Genomic DNA, 13,756 nt, shown 5'->3' on the forward strand with positions numbered 1-13,756 from the left:
GCTAGGGGTGTGCGCCGGGGGCCCTAGAGGGTGATGCCGGTGAGGACCAGCACACGCTCGTAGGTGTAGTCCTCCATGGCGAAGCGCACGCCCTCGCGGCCCACACCGGACTGCTTGACGCCGCCGTACGGCATCTGGTCGGCGCGGTAGGACGGCACGTCGCCGATGACGACGCCGCCGACCTCCAGGGCACGGTGGGCCCGGAAGGCGGTCTGCAGGTCGTGGGTGAACACGCCCGCCTGGAGGCCGTACTTGGAGTCGTTGACGGCGGCGAAGGCCTCGGCCTCACCGTCCGCCCTCTGCACCGTGAGGACCGGCCCGAAGACCTCCTCGCAGGAGAGCGTGACGTCGGCCGGGACCTCGGCCAGGACGGTCGGCGCGTACGAGGCGCCGTCGCGCTTGCCGCCCGTGAGCAGCCGCGCCCCGGCGTCCACGGCCTCCTGGACCCACGTCTCGACGCGCCGGGCGGCGTCCTCGCTGACCAGCGGGCCGACGTCGGTCTTGTCGTCGCTCGGGTCGCCGGTGACCTGGGCCTCGACGGCGGCGACGATACGCGGCAGCAGCCGGTCGTACACCGAGGCGTCGGCGATGACCCGCTGGACGGAGATGCAGGACTGGCCGCCCTGGTAGTTGGAGAAGGTGGCGATGCGGTTCGCCGCCCGGTCCAGGTCCTCGTCGCTCGCCCAGTCGGCGAGGACGACGGCCGCGCCGTTGCCGCCCAGCTCCAGGGTGCAGTGCTTGCGCGGCACCGAGTCCATGATCGCGTAGCCGACCTTCTCGGAGCCGGTGAAGGAGATCACGGGCAGGCGCTCGTCCTGCACGAGGGCGGGCATCTTGTCGTTGGCGACCGGCAGGATGCTCCAGGAACCCGCCGGCAGCTCGGTCTCGGCCAGCAGCTCACCGATGATCAGGCCGGACAGCGGGGTCGCCGGGGCCGGCTTCAGGATGATCGGGGCGCCGGCGGCGATGGCCGGGGCGACCTTGTGGGCGCAGAGGTTCAGCGGGAAGTTGAAGGGCGCGATGCCGAGCACGACACCCTTCGGGAAGCGGCGGGTGAGGGCGAGCCGGCCCTGGCCGCCGAGGTCGGTGTCGAGGCGCTGGGCCTCGCCGCCGTTGAACCGCCGGGCCTCCTCGGCCGCGAACCGGAACACCGACACGGCCCGCCCGACCTCGCCGCGCGCCCACTTCAGGGGCTTGCCGTTCTCGGCGGAGATCAGCCGCGCGATCTCCTCGGTGCGCTCGACGAGGCGCTTGCTGACGTGGTCGAGGGCGGCGGCCCGGACGTGGGCCGGGGTGGCGGCGAACTCGTCCAGTACGGCGTGCGCGGCGGCCACGGCCTCCTCGACCTGCGCGTCCGTCGGCACGCTCACCTTGCCGACGAGCCGCCCGTCCCACGGGGACGTGACGTCGAAGGTGTCCTCGCCGGTGGCCTGGCGGCCGGCGAGCCAGAAGGCGTGGGTGGAGGTCATAGGGGTTCCGGCCCTTCGGCGTTGGGGGTGATCCTGAGCTACGGGATCAACGGTAGGCGCGAGGTGACCGAAGGGCGTTTGTCCGAGCCGTAGCAGTGAGGGACGCGGACACTACGGTTTGGCTACTCGGTGCCGACCGCCTTCAGGGCCAGCCACAGCTCCATCCGGACGTCCGGGTCGTCCAGGGACCGGCCGAGGATCTCCTCGACCCGGCGCATGCGGTAGCGCAGGGTGTGCCGGTGGACGCCGAGGTCGGCCGCCGCCGCGTCCCACTGGCCGTGCTTGGAGAGCCAGGCGCGCAGGGAGGCGACGAGGTCACCCCGGCCGGTGGCGTCGTGCTCGTACAGCGGCCGCAGCATGCCGTCGGCGAAGGCCCGCACCGCGTCGTCCGCCAGCAGCGGCAGCACCGATCCGGCCGCCATCCGCTCGTGCTCCACGAGGACGCGCCCGCGCCGCCGCGCCACCGACAGCGCCTGCTCGGCCTGCTTGTAGGCGGCGGACGCGGCGATGGGACCGGCCGGTGCCGACAGGCCCACGACCAGTTCGTCCTCCTCGCCGCCCGGCACCTTCTCGCGTATGCCGGCGCGGGCCGTCTCCAGGGCGGCCGCGTACTCCCCGCAGGCCGCCGCGGCGGCACCGCCGTCCGCGGCCAGCACCACCAGCCGCTCCCCCTCCGGCACCACCAGCACGGCCTCGCCGGCGCGGGCCGCCGCGGACTCCACGACGTCCGCGAGCGCCGCGAGGGGATCCCCGCCCGTGTCGGCCGCGGCCAGCGCGGCGGCCGACGGCCGGTCCACGGCCGGGGCGCCCTTGCGGGACTCGGCACGGGCCATCGCGGCCGACGCCGACACCGGCACCCGCTCCGCGACCAGCATCCGGAACGGCGCGTCCAGCAGCTCGCCGTACAGGTCCCCGGCGACCGCACGGGCGTGGTCCGGCTCCCCGGCCAGCAGCATGCGCAGCACCGCCGCACCGACCCGCTGCTCGGCCGCCTGGAGGGAGCGGGAGCGTTCCGTGGTCAGGGTCAGCAGCGCGATGGCCGAGTGGACGGCGTAGCGCTCGGCGGTACCCGGGGCGGCGGCCGTGCCGACGGCGAGGGCCGCCCGGGGACGCCGGCCGGTGCCGAGGGTGTGCAGCTCGACCCGGTCCTCGTTCTCCGGCCCGCCGACCACCGACGAGGCGGGCGCGGGGCGGTCCCGCAGCTTCTGCACGTCACCGGTGAGCCGTGCGGCACGCCGCACCGCCCACTCCGGTGCCGTGGCGACGACCGCGCCGGAGGCGTCGTACAGCGCCGCCCATCCGTCGACCTGTGCGGCCAGCGCGGCCAGCACCCCCTCGGGGCCGCCGGTCTGGGCCTGCCGGGTCAGCTCGCGCTGGGCGGCGAGCCCGGCGGTGACGGCCCGGTACTGGTCGGCGGCGATCGCGGCGGACACGGCCTTGCTGATGGCGAGGAACGGCGTGCGGCGCGGCACCTCCAGCAGCGGCAGGCCCTCCTCCTCGGCCGCGTCGACGAGCGCCTTGGGGATCTCCTCGTAGTTGACGCCGACGGCGAAGCCGAGTCCGGCCACTCCGGCCCCGGTCAGCCGCCGGACGTAGCGGCGCATGGCCTCCGGGTCCTCGGCGTCCAGCTTGAGCGCGGTGATCAGCAGCAGTTCCCCGCCCTCCATGTAGGGCACGGGGTCGGCGAGCTCGCTGGGGTGCGCCCAACGGACCGGCACGTCGAGGCGGTCCCGGCCCGCCCGCACGGTCAGTTTCAGCGCGGAGTGGTGGACGAGCGAGGCGAGCGTCGGGGGCATGAGGCCTTCTGCGTCAGGGCTGTGTGATCGCTGTGGTCTTTTGGCCGCCGCGTATGAACGACCTGTGACGATTCTGCCTCACCGTACGGTCCCCGCGTACCCGCACGGGCGGGCTCAGCCCCGCAGATCGACCAGCAGCGGCGGCGCGTGCTCGCCCTTGACGTCGGTCAGCGACAGCACCGCGTGCCCCGCCGGCACGGCGTGCGCCAGCTCGGAGGCGGACCAGCGCTCCCGCTCGACCTGCCGCACGGTCACCGCCCGCGCGGTCGGGGCCTTGCCGGTGATCACCCGGCGCAGCATGTGCACGGCCTTGCCCGCCGGGGTCTCGGCGATGATCTGCCGGTCCGTGACGTCGCGGGCCTCGGTCCACTCCTTGCCCCACACCTCGGCGAAGTCCTGCCCGTCCCACGGCGTGAGCCCCGACAGGGCCATCCGGCAGCCGGTCGCCCCGAGCAGCGGCCCGCGCAGCGGCCGGGCCACGTCGTCCAGGGTCCGCAGGGTGAGCACGACCCCGGCGTTGCCGGACCGCAGCCGCTGGATGCCGCGCACCGCCTCGGGCGTCACCACTCCCGTGGCGTCGTCCAGCAGCAGGCAGGCGAACAGCGACCGGTCCTCGCGTACGGCGACGCTCGCCGTGAACTGCGCGAGCACCAGCCGCGCCAGCATCCGGGAGGCGTCGGCGTGGCCGCGCTGGGGCAGGTCGATGCGCACCCGCACCGGGTGGTCGAGGGCCTTGAGCGTGAAGGGCCGGGACTGCCCGGAGGTGTCGAAGAACCCGGCGAACGCGGGCCGGTCGAGCAGCGCGACACGGTCGCCGAGCACCCCGCCGACGTCCCCGGGCTGCCCCATCTGCCGCTCCCGGGCGTCGAGCTCGCGCAGCAGCGACTCCTGCCCGGCCTCCTGGAGCCCCTGCCGCAGCGCGGCGAACGGCCCCGGCGCGCCGTCGAGCAGCTGCCGCAGCTCCGGTACGGAGGGGAAACGCCCGTGCACGGCCCGGAACGGCCCGAGCAGCTGGGCGAGGACGGTGGTGGAGCGCCGGCTGTCGCTGCCGGGATGCGGGTCGGCGAGATCCCCGACGAGCGCCTCGGCGAGCACGGCCGCTGCCTCGTCCGGGTCGGTGGTGCCGCCGTACAGATCGAGGTCGTACTCGGACTCCTGGTTCCCGATCCGCACGACCACGTCGTACGCGTCGGCCGGCCCGAGCCCCGCCCCGGCCGCCCCGACGACGACCACGGCGGCCCGTCCGGCGAGGGCGTGCAGGCACAGCGACTCGGCGAGGGGCCGGACGACGGTTCCGGTCTTGCCGGAGCCGGCGGGGCCGACGGCCACGAGCGAGGTTCCGAGCAGGTCGGGCCCGAGGGCGAGGCCGGTGCCGCGGTAGCTGTAGGGGTTGCGAGCGTCGTCCACCGTGGTCCCGAGCCGCACCTGGCCGGTGACGAGGTCGTGCCGGGCGAGCCGGGCGGGCAGGTCGCGCTCGCCGGAGGGGTGCAGGCACGCGGCGGCGCCGTCCTTGAGCACGGCGCCGCTGAAGGTGGCGAGGCTGTGCCGTCCGGTGCGCACGCCCTGCCAGGCGCGCGTGATCCGGGCGTGGTCGACGTCCCGCATCAGCCCGGACCGGGCCTCGGCGGTGAGGCGTTCGGCGGCGTCGACGGCCCCGGCCGCGCGCAGCTCGTTCCACTGGGCCGGGTCGTCCTCGGGGGTCGTCCGGGCCTCCTGGGCCTCCTGACGGCGGAAGCGGGGGGTGACGAAGCGGCGCCACAGCTCGCCCCAGCGGCCGAGCCGGGCCGCCCCGACCATGATCGCCAGGGCGACGAGCAGCTCGTACCCCTGGTAGACGACGAACGTCCCGGTCTCGCCGAGGTCGCTGTCGCCGCCCCGCCAGGCGTCGGGGACGATCAGGTCGAACGGCACCCACCACCAGGTTCCGAGGTAGCCGTTCTGCAGCATCGACCAGATCAGCCATCCCACGAGGAAGGCGATCAGCGCCCCGCTCAGCAGCTGCCGGGTGGGGATCTCCTCGGGTTCCTCCGCCGGCCGCGGCCGGTGCCCGAACCGCCACACGCCCGGCGCGGCGTCGGGCCGCGGCGCGCGCAGCCAGGCGAGGAAGGCCGACCCGTCCGGCAGCGGCGGTGTCGCCGGTGCCCGGGGCGGCCGGGGAGGCATCGCCGGCACCTCCGGAGGCCCCGCCGGACGCGGCACGGGACTCGCATGCGTACCCCGCGGGTCCTGCGTCCCGTCGCTGTCCATCGCCCTTGCCCCCTGACCAGCCGCTCCGTCCACCATCAGCGAGCCAATCTAACGCCCTCTCCTGGGGAGTTCACCGCTTACACGGCCGGGTCGTGGGCACCGGTCCACGAGACTGCCATGTCCACCCCGGACAAGGCGCCGCGCCGACAACGCCCACATGGAGCATGCCCACCCCCCTTCCCCCGCCCTAGCCTGCGAGAAAAGAAGCCGAGCGTCTGTCAGAGACCATCCGCACCACCCCAGGAGCCCCGCATGACCGCACTTCCGCAGGAGCGCCGCGTCGTCACCGCCATTCCCGGCCCGAAGTCGCAGGAACTGCAGGCCCGCCGTACCGCCGCGGTCGCGCAGGGCGTGGGCTCCGTGCTGCCCGTGTTCACGGCGCGCGCGGGCGGCGGGATCATCGAGGACGTCGACGGCAACCGGCTGATCGACTTCGGGTCGGGCATCGCCGTGACGTCCGTGGGCGCCTCCGCCGAGGCCGTCGTGCGGCGGGCGTCGGCGCAGCTGGCCGACTTCACCCACACCTGTTTCATGGTCACGCCGTACGAGGGGTACGTCGAGGTCGCCGAGGCGCTCGCCGAACTGACCCCCGGTGACCACGCCAAGAAGAGCGCCCTGTTCAACTCCGGCGCCGAGGCCGTCGAGAACGCCGTGAAGATCGCGCGGGCGTACACCAAGCGGCAGGCCGTCGTGGTGTTCGACCACGGCTACCACGGGCGCACCAACCTGACGATGGCGCTGACCGCGAAGAACATGCCGTACAAGCACGGCTTCGGTCCGTTCGCGCCCGAGGTGTACCGCGTGCCGGTGGCGTACGGCTACCGCTGGCCGACCGGTCCCGAGAACGCCGGCCCCGAGGCCGCCGCGCAGGCCATCGACCAGATCAGCAAGCAGGTCGGCGCGGAGAACGTCGCCGCGATCATCATCGAGCCGGTGCTGGGCGAGGGCGGCTTCATCGAGCCGGCCAAGGGCTTCCTGCCGGCGATCAGCCGGTTCGCCAAGGACCACGGCATCGTCTTCGTCGCCGACGAGATCCAGTCCGGCTTCTGCCGCACGGGCCAGTGGTTCGCGTGCGAGGACGAGGGCATCGTCCCGGACCTCATCACCACGGCCAAGGGCATCGCCGGCGGTCTGCCGCTCGCGGCCGTCACCGGGCGCGCCGAGATCATGGACGCCGCGCACGCCGGCGGCCTGGGCGGCACCTACGGCGGCAACCCGGTCGCCTGCGCCGGCGCGCTCGGCTCCATCGAGACGATGAAGGAGCTGGACCTCAACGCCAAGGCGAAGAACATCGAGACGGTCATGAAGGCCCGCCTCGGCGCCATGGCGGAGAAGTTCGAGATCATCGGCGATGTCCGCGGCCGCGGCGCGATGATCGCCATCGAGCTGGTCAAGGACCGCGCCACCAAGGAGCCCAACCCGGAGGCGACCGCCGCGCTCGCCAAGGCCTGCCACGCCGAGGGCCTGCTGGTCCTGACCTGTGGCACCTACGGCAACGTGCTCCGCTTCCTGCCCCCGCTGGTGATCGGCGAGGACCTGCTGAACGAGGGCCTCGACATCATCGAGCAGGCGTTCTCCCGCATCTGAACCCCCGGCGCGCGCATCTGAGCCGTCGTCCGGGCAGGTGAGCCACCCCGGTTCCACTACCGGGGTGGTGAGCGGCAGGGCGTGTGAAGAAGGTGTGCGAGGTGGATGACAGGCGGCCCTGCGGACTGTCCCGCGTCCTGCCCCTGTCGTAGGTTCTACCCAGATGAGAGATACACCCCGCCCACAGGGGACTGTGGGTGACATCAGGCCGGGGCCTCCCCAGCTTCGGCCTGGTCGTGCCCTCGCGCACACAACCGGAGCCTGAGGCTCTGGATCTCCTCACCGATCGGACAGTCGCCCGCCCCAAACCCCCCGGGGCGCGCGACGTTCCGGTCCGGACGGCCGCCCCGGAACCACCCCCCCTGTTCCGGGGCGGCCGACCTCCCTTTCCGCCCCTTGGCGTGGCGCCGCGTGCGCCGTGTTCAGTCCGGCTTCTCCGTGGCCGGTGCCGGCTCCGGGCGGTGGATCCCCCGCGGGCGGTAGCCCAGGACGTCGGCCAGGCCGAGAACGTCCGCGAGCAGCCAGATGATCGCGAGCCACGATGACGCAGTGGTCGCCGATGGTGACCCCGTCCACGACGATCACTTGCGAGCCGATCCACACGTCGTCGCCCACCGTGATCCCCCGGCTGGTGACCGGCTGCTGATGGACCGGCAGTTCGGGCGCGGAGCCGTGGTGGAAACCGAGCAGCGAGCTGTGGGCGCCGATGCGCATCCCGTCCCCGAGGGTGACGGTGCCCCGCACCACGGTGAAGGGGTTGACCGTGCAGTCGGCGCCCGTGCGTATTTCGCCGGTGACGCAGGCGTGGGCCGCGATGTAGGAGCGGTCGCCCAGGTGCAGGACGTCCGGATGCACGGCCGCCGTCTCCGCCACGAAGCAGCCCTCGCCCAGGCGCACCTCCCCCGGGCCCGCGAGCAGCCGCTTCCGCCGCGCCTCCTGTGCCGCGCGCTGCCCGTCGGAGGCCTGCTCGGCGAAGAGCCAGGGGCAGTGGCCGAAGAGGCCGGCGTCGTTCGACGGCTGGTTCACGTGGTCCTCCGCGGGGCGGCGAGTGGGCGTGTGCGCTCGTGCCAAGCTGTGCCCCATGCCGATCACCGCGAACCAGGAACGCGCCACCCTCCCGGGCCCCGTCGCCCTCCTGCTCGCCCTTCCGGCCCTCCTGTTCGCCCTGATCACCTGGCAGGTCGCCGCCGACGGCCCGCTCGTCCGGCTCGACGAGCGCCTGAGCCGTCTCCTCGTGAACCCGGACCGCTGCTCCGAACTCCTCGCCGATCTGGGCAACGTCCAGGTCGCGGTCCCGGTCCTCGCCGTCGCGCTCGGGTACGTCGCCGTACGCGACCGGCGCGCCGGTGCGGGCCGCTGGTGGCTGCCCGTCGCCGCCGCGGTCCTGCTCATGGCCCTGGTCCCGGCGCTGATCGTCCCGCTGAAGGCGCTCTTGGCCCGCCCGGGCACCCCGGCCGAACCGCCCGGCACCGGCTACTACCCCTCGGGCCACACCGCCACGGCCGCCGTCGCCTACGGCTCCGCGACCCTGCTGCTGCTTCCCCGGCTCGGCACGGACCTCGCCCGGCGCGCGCTGATCACCCTGTGCGCCGCACTCGTCCTCGGTACGAGCTACGGCCTGGTCCGCCGCGGCTACCACTGGCCCCTCGACGTGGTGGCGAGCTGGTGTCTGGGGGCGGTGCTGCTCGCGTCGCTGTGGCTGTTCCTCCGGCGGACGACGGCGGCGGATCAGCCGCGGCGGTAGGACCCTAACCGTCGCTTCCCGTCGCCAGGCCCGCCGCCGCCTCGTGCATCGCCAGTTCCAGCAGGGCCGGGTCCGTCAGCATGCCCGAACCGTCCGGGGGGACCAGCCAGCGCACGCCGCCGGGTGAGGAGCGGCCCGGGTACGGCACGACGATCCAGGTGCCGGCGCCCGCGGTGCGGATGCCGGTGCCGAGCCAGCGGGCCGCGGTGCCCGGCGGCACGAAGAACCCCATGCGGGCGTCACCGAAGTCGACGAGCACGGGACCCGGCCGGTCGAGGACGCGGGTGAGCACGTCGAGCGTGGCGTAACCGAGTTCGCCGGGCAGGATGAGCACGTCCCAGGCGCTGCCGGCCGGCAGCAGCGCGACTCCGAGCGGGTTGCGCTCCCATTCCCAGCGGCAGGCCTCGGGATCGGGTGCGACGGATGCGAGCCACTCGACCGCCGTCTTCGCACCGGTCATCGGAAAGACCCCCTTCTCTCTCGCGGATCTCACGGACGCGCGGGGCGTCCGGAGGCCATCACGAGGGAGAAGGGGGTGTCCCCCGGTCATTACGCGGGTTCCGGCACCTCGTTGGAGTGAACCGGATCACGCCTGGTCGTTCAGCTGTCGAATCCCAGCCCCAGCCGGTCCATCGTGCGCAGCCACAGGTTGCGGCGACCGCCCTGGGCGTCCGCGCGGGCCAGCGACCACTTGGTGAGCGCGATGCCGGTCCAGGCGAACGGCTCCGGCGGGAAGGGCAGGGGCTTCTTGCGGACCATTTCCAGCTCCGTGCGCTCCGTGCGCTCCCCCGCCAGCAGGTCCAGCATCACCTCGGCGCCGAAGCGGGTGGCGCCGACCCCGAGGCCGGTGTATCCGGCCGCGTAGGCCACCTTGCCCTGGTGGGCGGTGCCGAAGAACGCCGAGAAGCGGGAGCAGGTGTCGATCGCGCCGCCCCAGGCGTGGCTGAAGCGGACGCCCTCCAACTGCGGGAAACAGGTGAAGAAGTGCCCGGCCAGCTTGGCGTAGGTCTCGGGGCGGTCGTCGTACTCGGCGCGGACGCGGCCGCCGTAGGGGTAGATCGCGTCGTAGCCGCCCCAGAGGACGCGGTTGTCGGCCGACAGGCGGAAGTAGTGGAACTGGTTGGCGCTGTCACCGAGGCCCTGGCGGTTCTTCCAGCCGATCGAGTCGAGCTGCTCGGCGTTCAGCGGCTCGGTCATCAGGGCGTAGTCGTAGACCGGGACGGTGTACGAGCGGACCCGGCGGACCAGGTTCGGGAAGATGTTGGTGCCGAGGGCGACCTGACGGGCGCGGATCCCGCCGTAGGGGGTGCGTACGGCCATGCCGGGGCCGTACGGCTTCAGGGTCAGGGCGGGGGTGTGCTCGTAGACCCGCACGCCCAGCTCCACGCACGCCCGCTTCAGGCCCCAGGCGAGCTTCGCCGGGTGGAGCATGGCGACGCCCCTGCGGTCCCAGAGACCCGCCTGGAAGGTGGGCGAGTTCACCTGTTCCCGTACGGCGTCGGCGTCCAGGTACTCGACGCCCTCGGCCAGGCCGCGGCGGGACGTCTCCTCGTGCCACTGGCGCAGTTCCCGCGCCTGGTAGGGCTCGGTGGCGACGTCGATCTCGCCGGTGCGTTCGAAGTCGCAGTCGAGGGAGTGCCGGGCGACCGCCGCCTCGATCGCGTCGAGGTTGCGGGCGCCCAGTTCCTGGAGCCGGTGGATCTCGTCGGGCCAGCGGGTGAGGCCGTTGGGCAGGCCGTGGGTGAGGGAGGCGGCGCAGAATCCGCCGTTGCGGCCGGAGGCGGCCCAGCCCACCTCGCGGCCCTCCACCAGCACCACGTCCCGCCGCGGGTCGCGCTCCTTGGCGATCAGCGCCGTCCACAGCCCGCTGTAGCCACCCCCGACGACCAGCAGGTCGCAGGTCTCCGAGGTGGTGAGGGCGGGTTCGGGGCGGGGCCGGCCGGGGTCGTCCAGCCAGTACGGGACCGGCTGGACGTCGGAAAGCGAACGGGTCCACTGATTCATGGCGCTCGGGGCCATGATGTCAACTCCCTACGGTTATGCCTTGTGCCTGTTGCGGCGGTTCCCGGCGATCATGGAAGCCAGGACGAACAGCACGGCGACCACGAACATGGTGGTGCCGATGACATTGATCTGAACGGGCGTTCCGCGCTGCGCCGAGCCCCAGACGAACATGGGGAACGTGACGGTCGAGCCGGCGTTGAAATTCGTGATGATGAAGTCGTCGAAGGAGAGCGCGAAGGCGAGCAGGGCGCCCGCCGCGATTCCGGGCGCCGCGATGGGCAGCGTGACCCGGACGAAGGTCTGGAACGGGCCCGCGTACAAATCCCGTGCCGCCTCCTCCAGTTTCGGGTCCATCGACATCACGCGTGCCTTGACGGCCGTGACCACGAAACTCAGACAGAACATGATGTGGGCGATGAGGATCGTCCAGAAGCCGAGCTGGGCGCCCATGTTGAGGAACAGGGTGAGCAGCGAGGCGGCCATGACGACTTCGGGCATCGCCATCGGCAGGAAGATCAGCGAGTTCACGGCGCCCCGGGCACGGAACCGGTAGCGGACCAGGGCGAAGGCGATCAGGGTGCCGAGGAGCGTGGCGCCGAGCGTCGCCCAGAACGCGATCTGGAGGCTGAGGGACAGCGAGTCGCACAGTCCGGAGACCCCGCACGGGTCCTTCCAGGCATCCAGCGAGAACTGCTGCCACGCGTAATTGAAGCGCCCCTTCGGTTTGTTGAAGGAGAACACCGTCACGACGACGTTCGGCAGGAGCAGATAGCCGAGGGTCAGCAGTCCCGCCAGGACGACGAGATTTCTCTTGAGCCAGTTGACGAAGGGCATTTAGACCAGATCCTCCGTCCCGGACCTGCGGATGTAGAGGGTGACCATGAGCAGAATGGCCGCCATGAGGATGAAGGAGAGCGCCGCGGCCGTCGGATAGTCGAGCACTCTCAGGAACTGCGTCTGGATGACGTTGCCGACCATGCGGGTGTCGGTGGAGCCGAGGAGATCGGCGTTCACGTAGTCACCGGCCGCCGGGATGAAGGTCAGCAGCGTGCCGGAGACGACACCCGGCATCGACAGCGGGAAGGTCACCTTGCGAAAGGTCGTCGCGGGGCGGGCGTACAGGTCCCCCGCCGCCTCGTGGAGCCGGCCGTCGATGCGCTCCAGCGAGGTGTAGAGCGGCAGGATCATGAACGGCAGGAAGTTGTACGTCAGGCCGCAGACCACCGCGAGCGGCGTGGCCAGGACGCGGTCGCCCGCGGTCATGCCGAGCCAGTTGGTGACGTCCAGGACGTGCAGGGTGTTGAGCGCGCCGACGACCGGGCCGCCGTCGGCGAGGATCGTCTTCCAGGCCAGGGTGCGGATCAGGAAGCTGGTGAAGAAGGGCGCGATCACCAGGATCATGATCAGGTTCTTCCAGCGGCCCGCGCGGAAGGCGATCAGATACGCCAGCGGGTAGCCGAGCAGCAGGCACAGGATCGTCGCCGTGCCCGCGTAGAGCACCGAGCGGACGAACTGCGGCCAGTACGCGGTCAGCGCGTCCCAGTAGGTGGCGAAGTGCCAGGTGACCTTGTAGCCCTGCTCCAGGGAGCCCGTCTGCACGGACGTGGAGGCCTGGTAGATCATCGGCAGCGCGAAGAAGACGACCAGCCAGAGGATGCCGGGCAGCAGCAGCCAGTACGGCGTCCAGCGGCCCCTGCGCTTTCGGGGCTTCGGTTCGGGTGCTTGGGGCACGAGTGGCGGTGGCGCCTCGGTGAGTGTGCTCATCAGGCCGCCTCTTCCACTCCGGCGTCGGCGTCCTGGGCGGCGTCCAGACCGAAGGTGTGGGCCGGGTTCCAGTGCAGGACCACCTCGGCGCCGGGCACCAGGCGGGGGTCGCGGTCGATGTTCTGGGCGTAGACCCCGAAGTCGGAGCAGACCGGGCTGTCGACGACGTACTGCGTGGAGACGCCGATGAAGCTCGAGTCGGCGATCCGGCCCGTGATGCGGTTGCGGCCCTCGGGAATCTCGCCGGCGTCGTCCGCGTGGGTGAGGGAGATCTTCTCCGGGCGGACACCGACCAGCACTCTGCCACCGGTCGTCGTGGAGGCGGAACAGCGCGCCGCGGGCAGGACGAGCTTGCCGCCCCCCGCCTTCAGCACGATCTCGTCACCGCTCTTGGAGTCGACCTCGGCCTCGATGAAGTTGGAGGTGCCGAGGAAGTTGGCGACGAACGTGGTGCGCGGGTTCTCGTAGAGGTCGGTCGGCGCGCCCAGCTGCTCGACGCGTCCGGCGTTCATCACGGCGACCGTGTCGGCCATGGTCATGGCCTCCTCCTGGTCGTGCGTGACGTGCACGAAGGTGATGCCGACCTCGGTCTGGATGCGCTTGAGCTCCAGCTGCATCTGGCGGCGCAGCTTGAGGTCCAGGGCGCCGAGCGGTTCGTCGAGGAGCAGCACCTTGGGGTGGTTGATCAGGGCGCGGGCCACGGCGACGCGCTGCTGCTGGCCGCCGGAGAGCTGGTGCGGTTTCTTGCGGGCCTGCTCGCCGAGCTGGACCAGGTCGAGCATCTCCTCGACCTGCTTCTTCACCGACTTCAGGCCGCGCCGGCGCAGGCCGAAGGCGACGTTCTCGAAGATGTCCAGGTGCGGGAAGAGGGCGTACGACTGGAAGACCGTGTTGACCGGCCGCCTGTACGGCGGCAGCGCGGTCACGTCCTGGTCGCCCAGGAACACCGTGCCGGCGGAGGGCTCCTCCAGACCGGCGATCATGCGCAGGGTGGTGGTCTTGCCGCAGCCGGAGGCGCCGAGCAGGGCGAAGAAGGAGCCCTGCGGCACGGTCAGGTCGAGCGGGTGCACGGCGGTGAAGGCGCCGTAGGTCTTGGTTATGCCCGTGAGGCGGACGTCGCCGCTGGGGTCCGTCTTGTTCGTCAT

At 72.3% G+C, this 13,756-nt stretch carries 11 protein-coding genes; 2 read left to right on the top strand and 9 right to left on the bottom strand.

Annotation, left to right across the window (positions count from 1 at the left end):
• Positions 1 to 23: 23 nt before the first annotated feature.
• From ACFY9E_RS30240 to ACFY9E_RS30250, 3 genes are all read right to left on the bottom strand, one after another.
• A complete protein-coding gene (locus ACFY9E_RS30240; RefSeq protein WP_390989268.1) occupies positions 24 to 1,469 on the bottom strand; it encodes an aldehyde dehydrogenase family protein in 1,446 nt (481 codons plus the stop codon).
• 122 nt (positions 1,470 to 1,591) lie between these two features.
• Complete coding sequence (locus ACFY9E_RS30245) at positions 1,592 to 3,265, bottom strand: PucR family transcriptional regulator ligand-binding domain-containing protein (protein WP_390989270.1); 1,674 nt, start codon at positions 3,263 to 3,265, stop codon at positions 1,592 to 1,594.
• A gap of 114 nt (positions 3,266 to 3,379) precedes the next feature.
• Positions 3,380 to 5,512 carry an ATP-binding protein gene (locus tag ACFY9E_RS30250; RefSeq protein WP_390989271.1) on the bottom strand — a complete coding sequence of 711 codons (2,133 nt, stop codon included), beginning with the start codon at positions 5,510 to 5,512 and terminating at the stop codon, positions 3,380 to 3,382.
• 252 nt (positions 5,513 to 5,764) lie between these two features.
• Between ACFY9E_RS30250 and gabT the strand changes: the two genes are divergently transcribed.
• Positions 5,765 to 7,099: a 4-aminobutyrate--2-oxoglutarate transaminase gene (gene gabT / locus ACFY9E_RS30255; RefSeq protein WP_390989273.1), complete on the top strand. Its 1,335-nt coding sequence runs from the start codon at positions 5,765 to 5,767 to the stop codon at positions 7,097 to 7,099.
• A 279-nt stretch (positions 7,100 to 7,378) separates the two neighbouring features.
• Here gabT and ACFY9E_RS30260 read toward each other — a convergent pair whose 3' ends face one another.
• Positions 7,379 to 8,125 carry an acyltransferase gene (locus ACFY9E_RS30260; RefSeq protein ID WP_390989275.1) on the bottom strand — a complete coding sequence of 249 codons (747 nt, stop codon included), beginning with the start codon at positions 8,123 to 8,125 and terminating at the stop codon, positions 7,379 to 7,381.
• Between the two features lie 55 nt (positions 8,126 to 8,180).
• On the opposite strand from ACFY9E_RS30260, the gene ACFY9E_RS30265 reads away from it, so the two are divergent.
• Positions 8,181 to 8,843, top strand: a complete 663-nt coding sequence (locus ACFY9E_RS30265) for a phosphatase PAP2 family protein (protein WP_390989276.1) — start codon at positions 8,181 to 8,183, stop codon at positions 8,841 to 8,843.
• Positions 8,844 to 8,847: 4 nt separating this feature from the next.
• On the opposite strand, the gene ACFY9E_RS30270 is transcribed toward ACFY9E_RS30265, so the two are convergent.
• The 5 genes from ACFY9E_RS30270 to ACFY9E_RS30290 form a co-directional block, all read right to left on the bottom strand.
• Positions 8,848 to 9,303, bottom strand: coding sequence for a hypothetical protein (locus tag ACFY9E_RS30270; RefSeq protein WP_390989278.1), 456 nt, complete (start codon positions 9,301 to 9,303; stop codon positions 8,848 to 8,850).
• Positions 9,304 to 9,443: 140 nt separating this feature from the next.
• The gene (locus ACFY9E_RS30275) at positions 9,444 to 10,862 is read right to left on the bottom strand and encodes an FAD-dependent oxidoreductase (protein ID WP_390989280.1); all 1,419 of its coding nucleotides are present in this window, start codon (positions 10,860 to 10,862) and stop codon (positions 9,444 to 9,446) included.
• An 18-nt stretch (positions 10,863 to 10,880) separates the two neighbouring features.
• Positions 10,881 to 11,681, bottom strand: coding sequence for an ABC transporter permease subunit (locus ACFY9E_RS30280; RefSeq protein WP_390989282.1), 801 nt, complete (start codon positions 11,679 to 11,681; stop codon positions 10,881 to 10,883).
• Positions 11,682 to 12,611, bottom strand: coding sequence for an ABC transporter permease subunit (locus tag ACFY9E_RS30285; RefSeq protein WP_390989284.1), 930 nt, complete (start codon positions 12,609 to 12,611; stop codon positions 11,682 to 11,684).
• Positions 12,611 to 13,756 carry a polyamine ABC transporter ATP-binding protein gene (locus ACFY9E_RS30290; RefSeq protein ID WP_390989286.1) on the bottom strand — a complete coding sequence of 382 codons (1,146 nt, stop codon included), beginning with the start codon at positions 13,754 to 13,756 and terminating at the stop codon, positions 12,611 to 12,613. The genes ACFY9E_RS30285 and ACFY9E_RS30290 overlap by 1 nt, the downstream gene beginning before the upstream one ends.

The sequence above is a fragment of the Streptomyces sp. NPDC012466 genome (assembly GCF_042955215.1).
GTDB lineage: Bacteria > Actinomycetota > Actinomycetes > Streptomycetales > Streptomycetaceae > Streptomyces.

Bases quoted from the DNA above. Each gene is read 5' to 3' on its own strand.
- gabT (WP_390989273.1), top strand. From the start codon at position 5,765: ATGACCGCACTTCCGCAGGAGCGCCGCGTCGTCACCGCCATTCCCGGC.
- ACFY9E_RS30275 (WP_390989280.1), bottom strand. From the start codon at position 10,862: ATGGCCCCGAGCGCCATGAATCAGTGGACCCGTTCGCTTTCCGACGTC.
- ACFY9E_RS30250 (WP_390989271.1), bottom strand. From the start codon at position 5,512: ATGGACAGCGACGGGACGCAGGACCCGCGGGGTACGCATGCGAGTCCC.
- ACFY9E_RS30280 (WP_390989282.1), bottom strand. From the start codon at position 11,681: ATGCCCTTCGTCAACTGGCTCAAGAGAAATCTCGTCGTCCTGGCGGGA.
- ACFY9E_RS30245 (WP_390989270.1), bottom strand. From the start codon at position 3,265: ATGCCCCCGACGCTCGCCTCGCTCGTCCACCACTCCGCGCTGAAACTG.
- ACFY9E_RS30265 (WP_390989276.1), top strand. From the start codon at position 8,181: ATGCCGATCACCGCGAACCAGGAACGCGCCACCCTCCCGGGCCCCGTC.
- ACFY9E_RS30290 (WP_390989286.1), bottom strand. From the start codon at position 13,756: ATGACGAACAAGACGGACCCCAGCGGCGACGTCCGCCTCACGGGCATA.
- ACFY9E_RS30270 (WP_390989278.1), bottom strand. From the start codon at position 9,303: ATGACCGGTGCGAAGACGGCGGTCGAGTGGCTCGCATCCGTCGCACCC.
- ACFY9E_RS30285 (WP_390989284.1), bottom strand. From the start codon at position 12,611: ATGAGCACACTCACCGAGGCGCCACCGCCACTCGTGCCCCAAGCACCC.
- ACFY9E_RS30240 (WP_390989268.1), bottom strand. From the start codon at position 1,469: ATGACCTCCACCCACGCCTTCTGGCTCGCCGGCCGCCAGGCCACCGGC.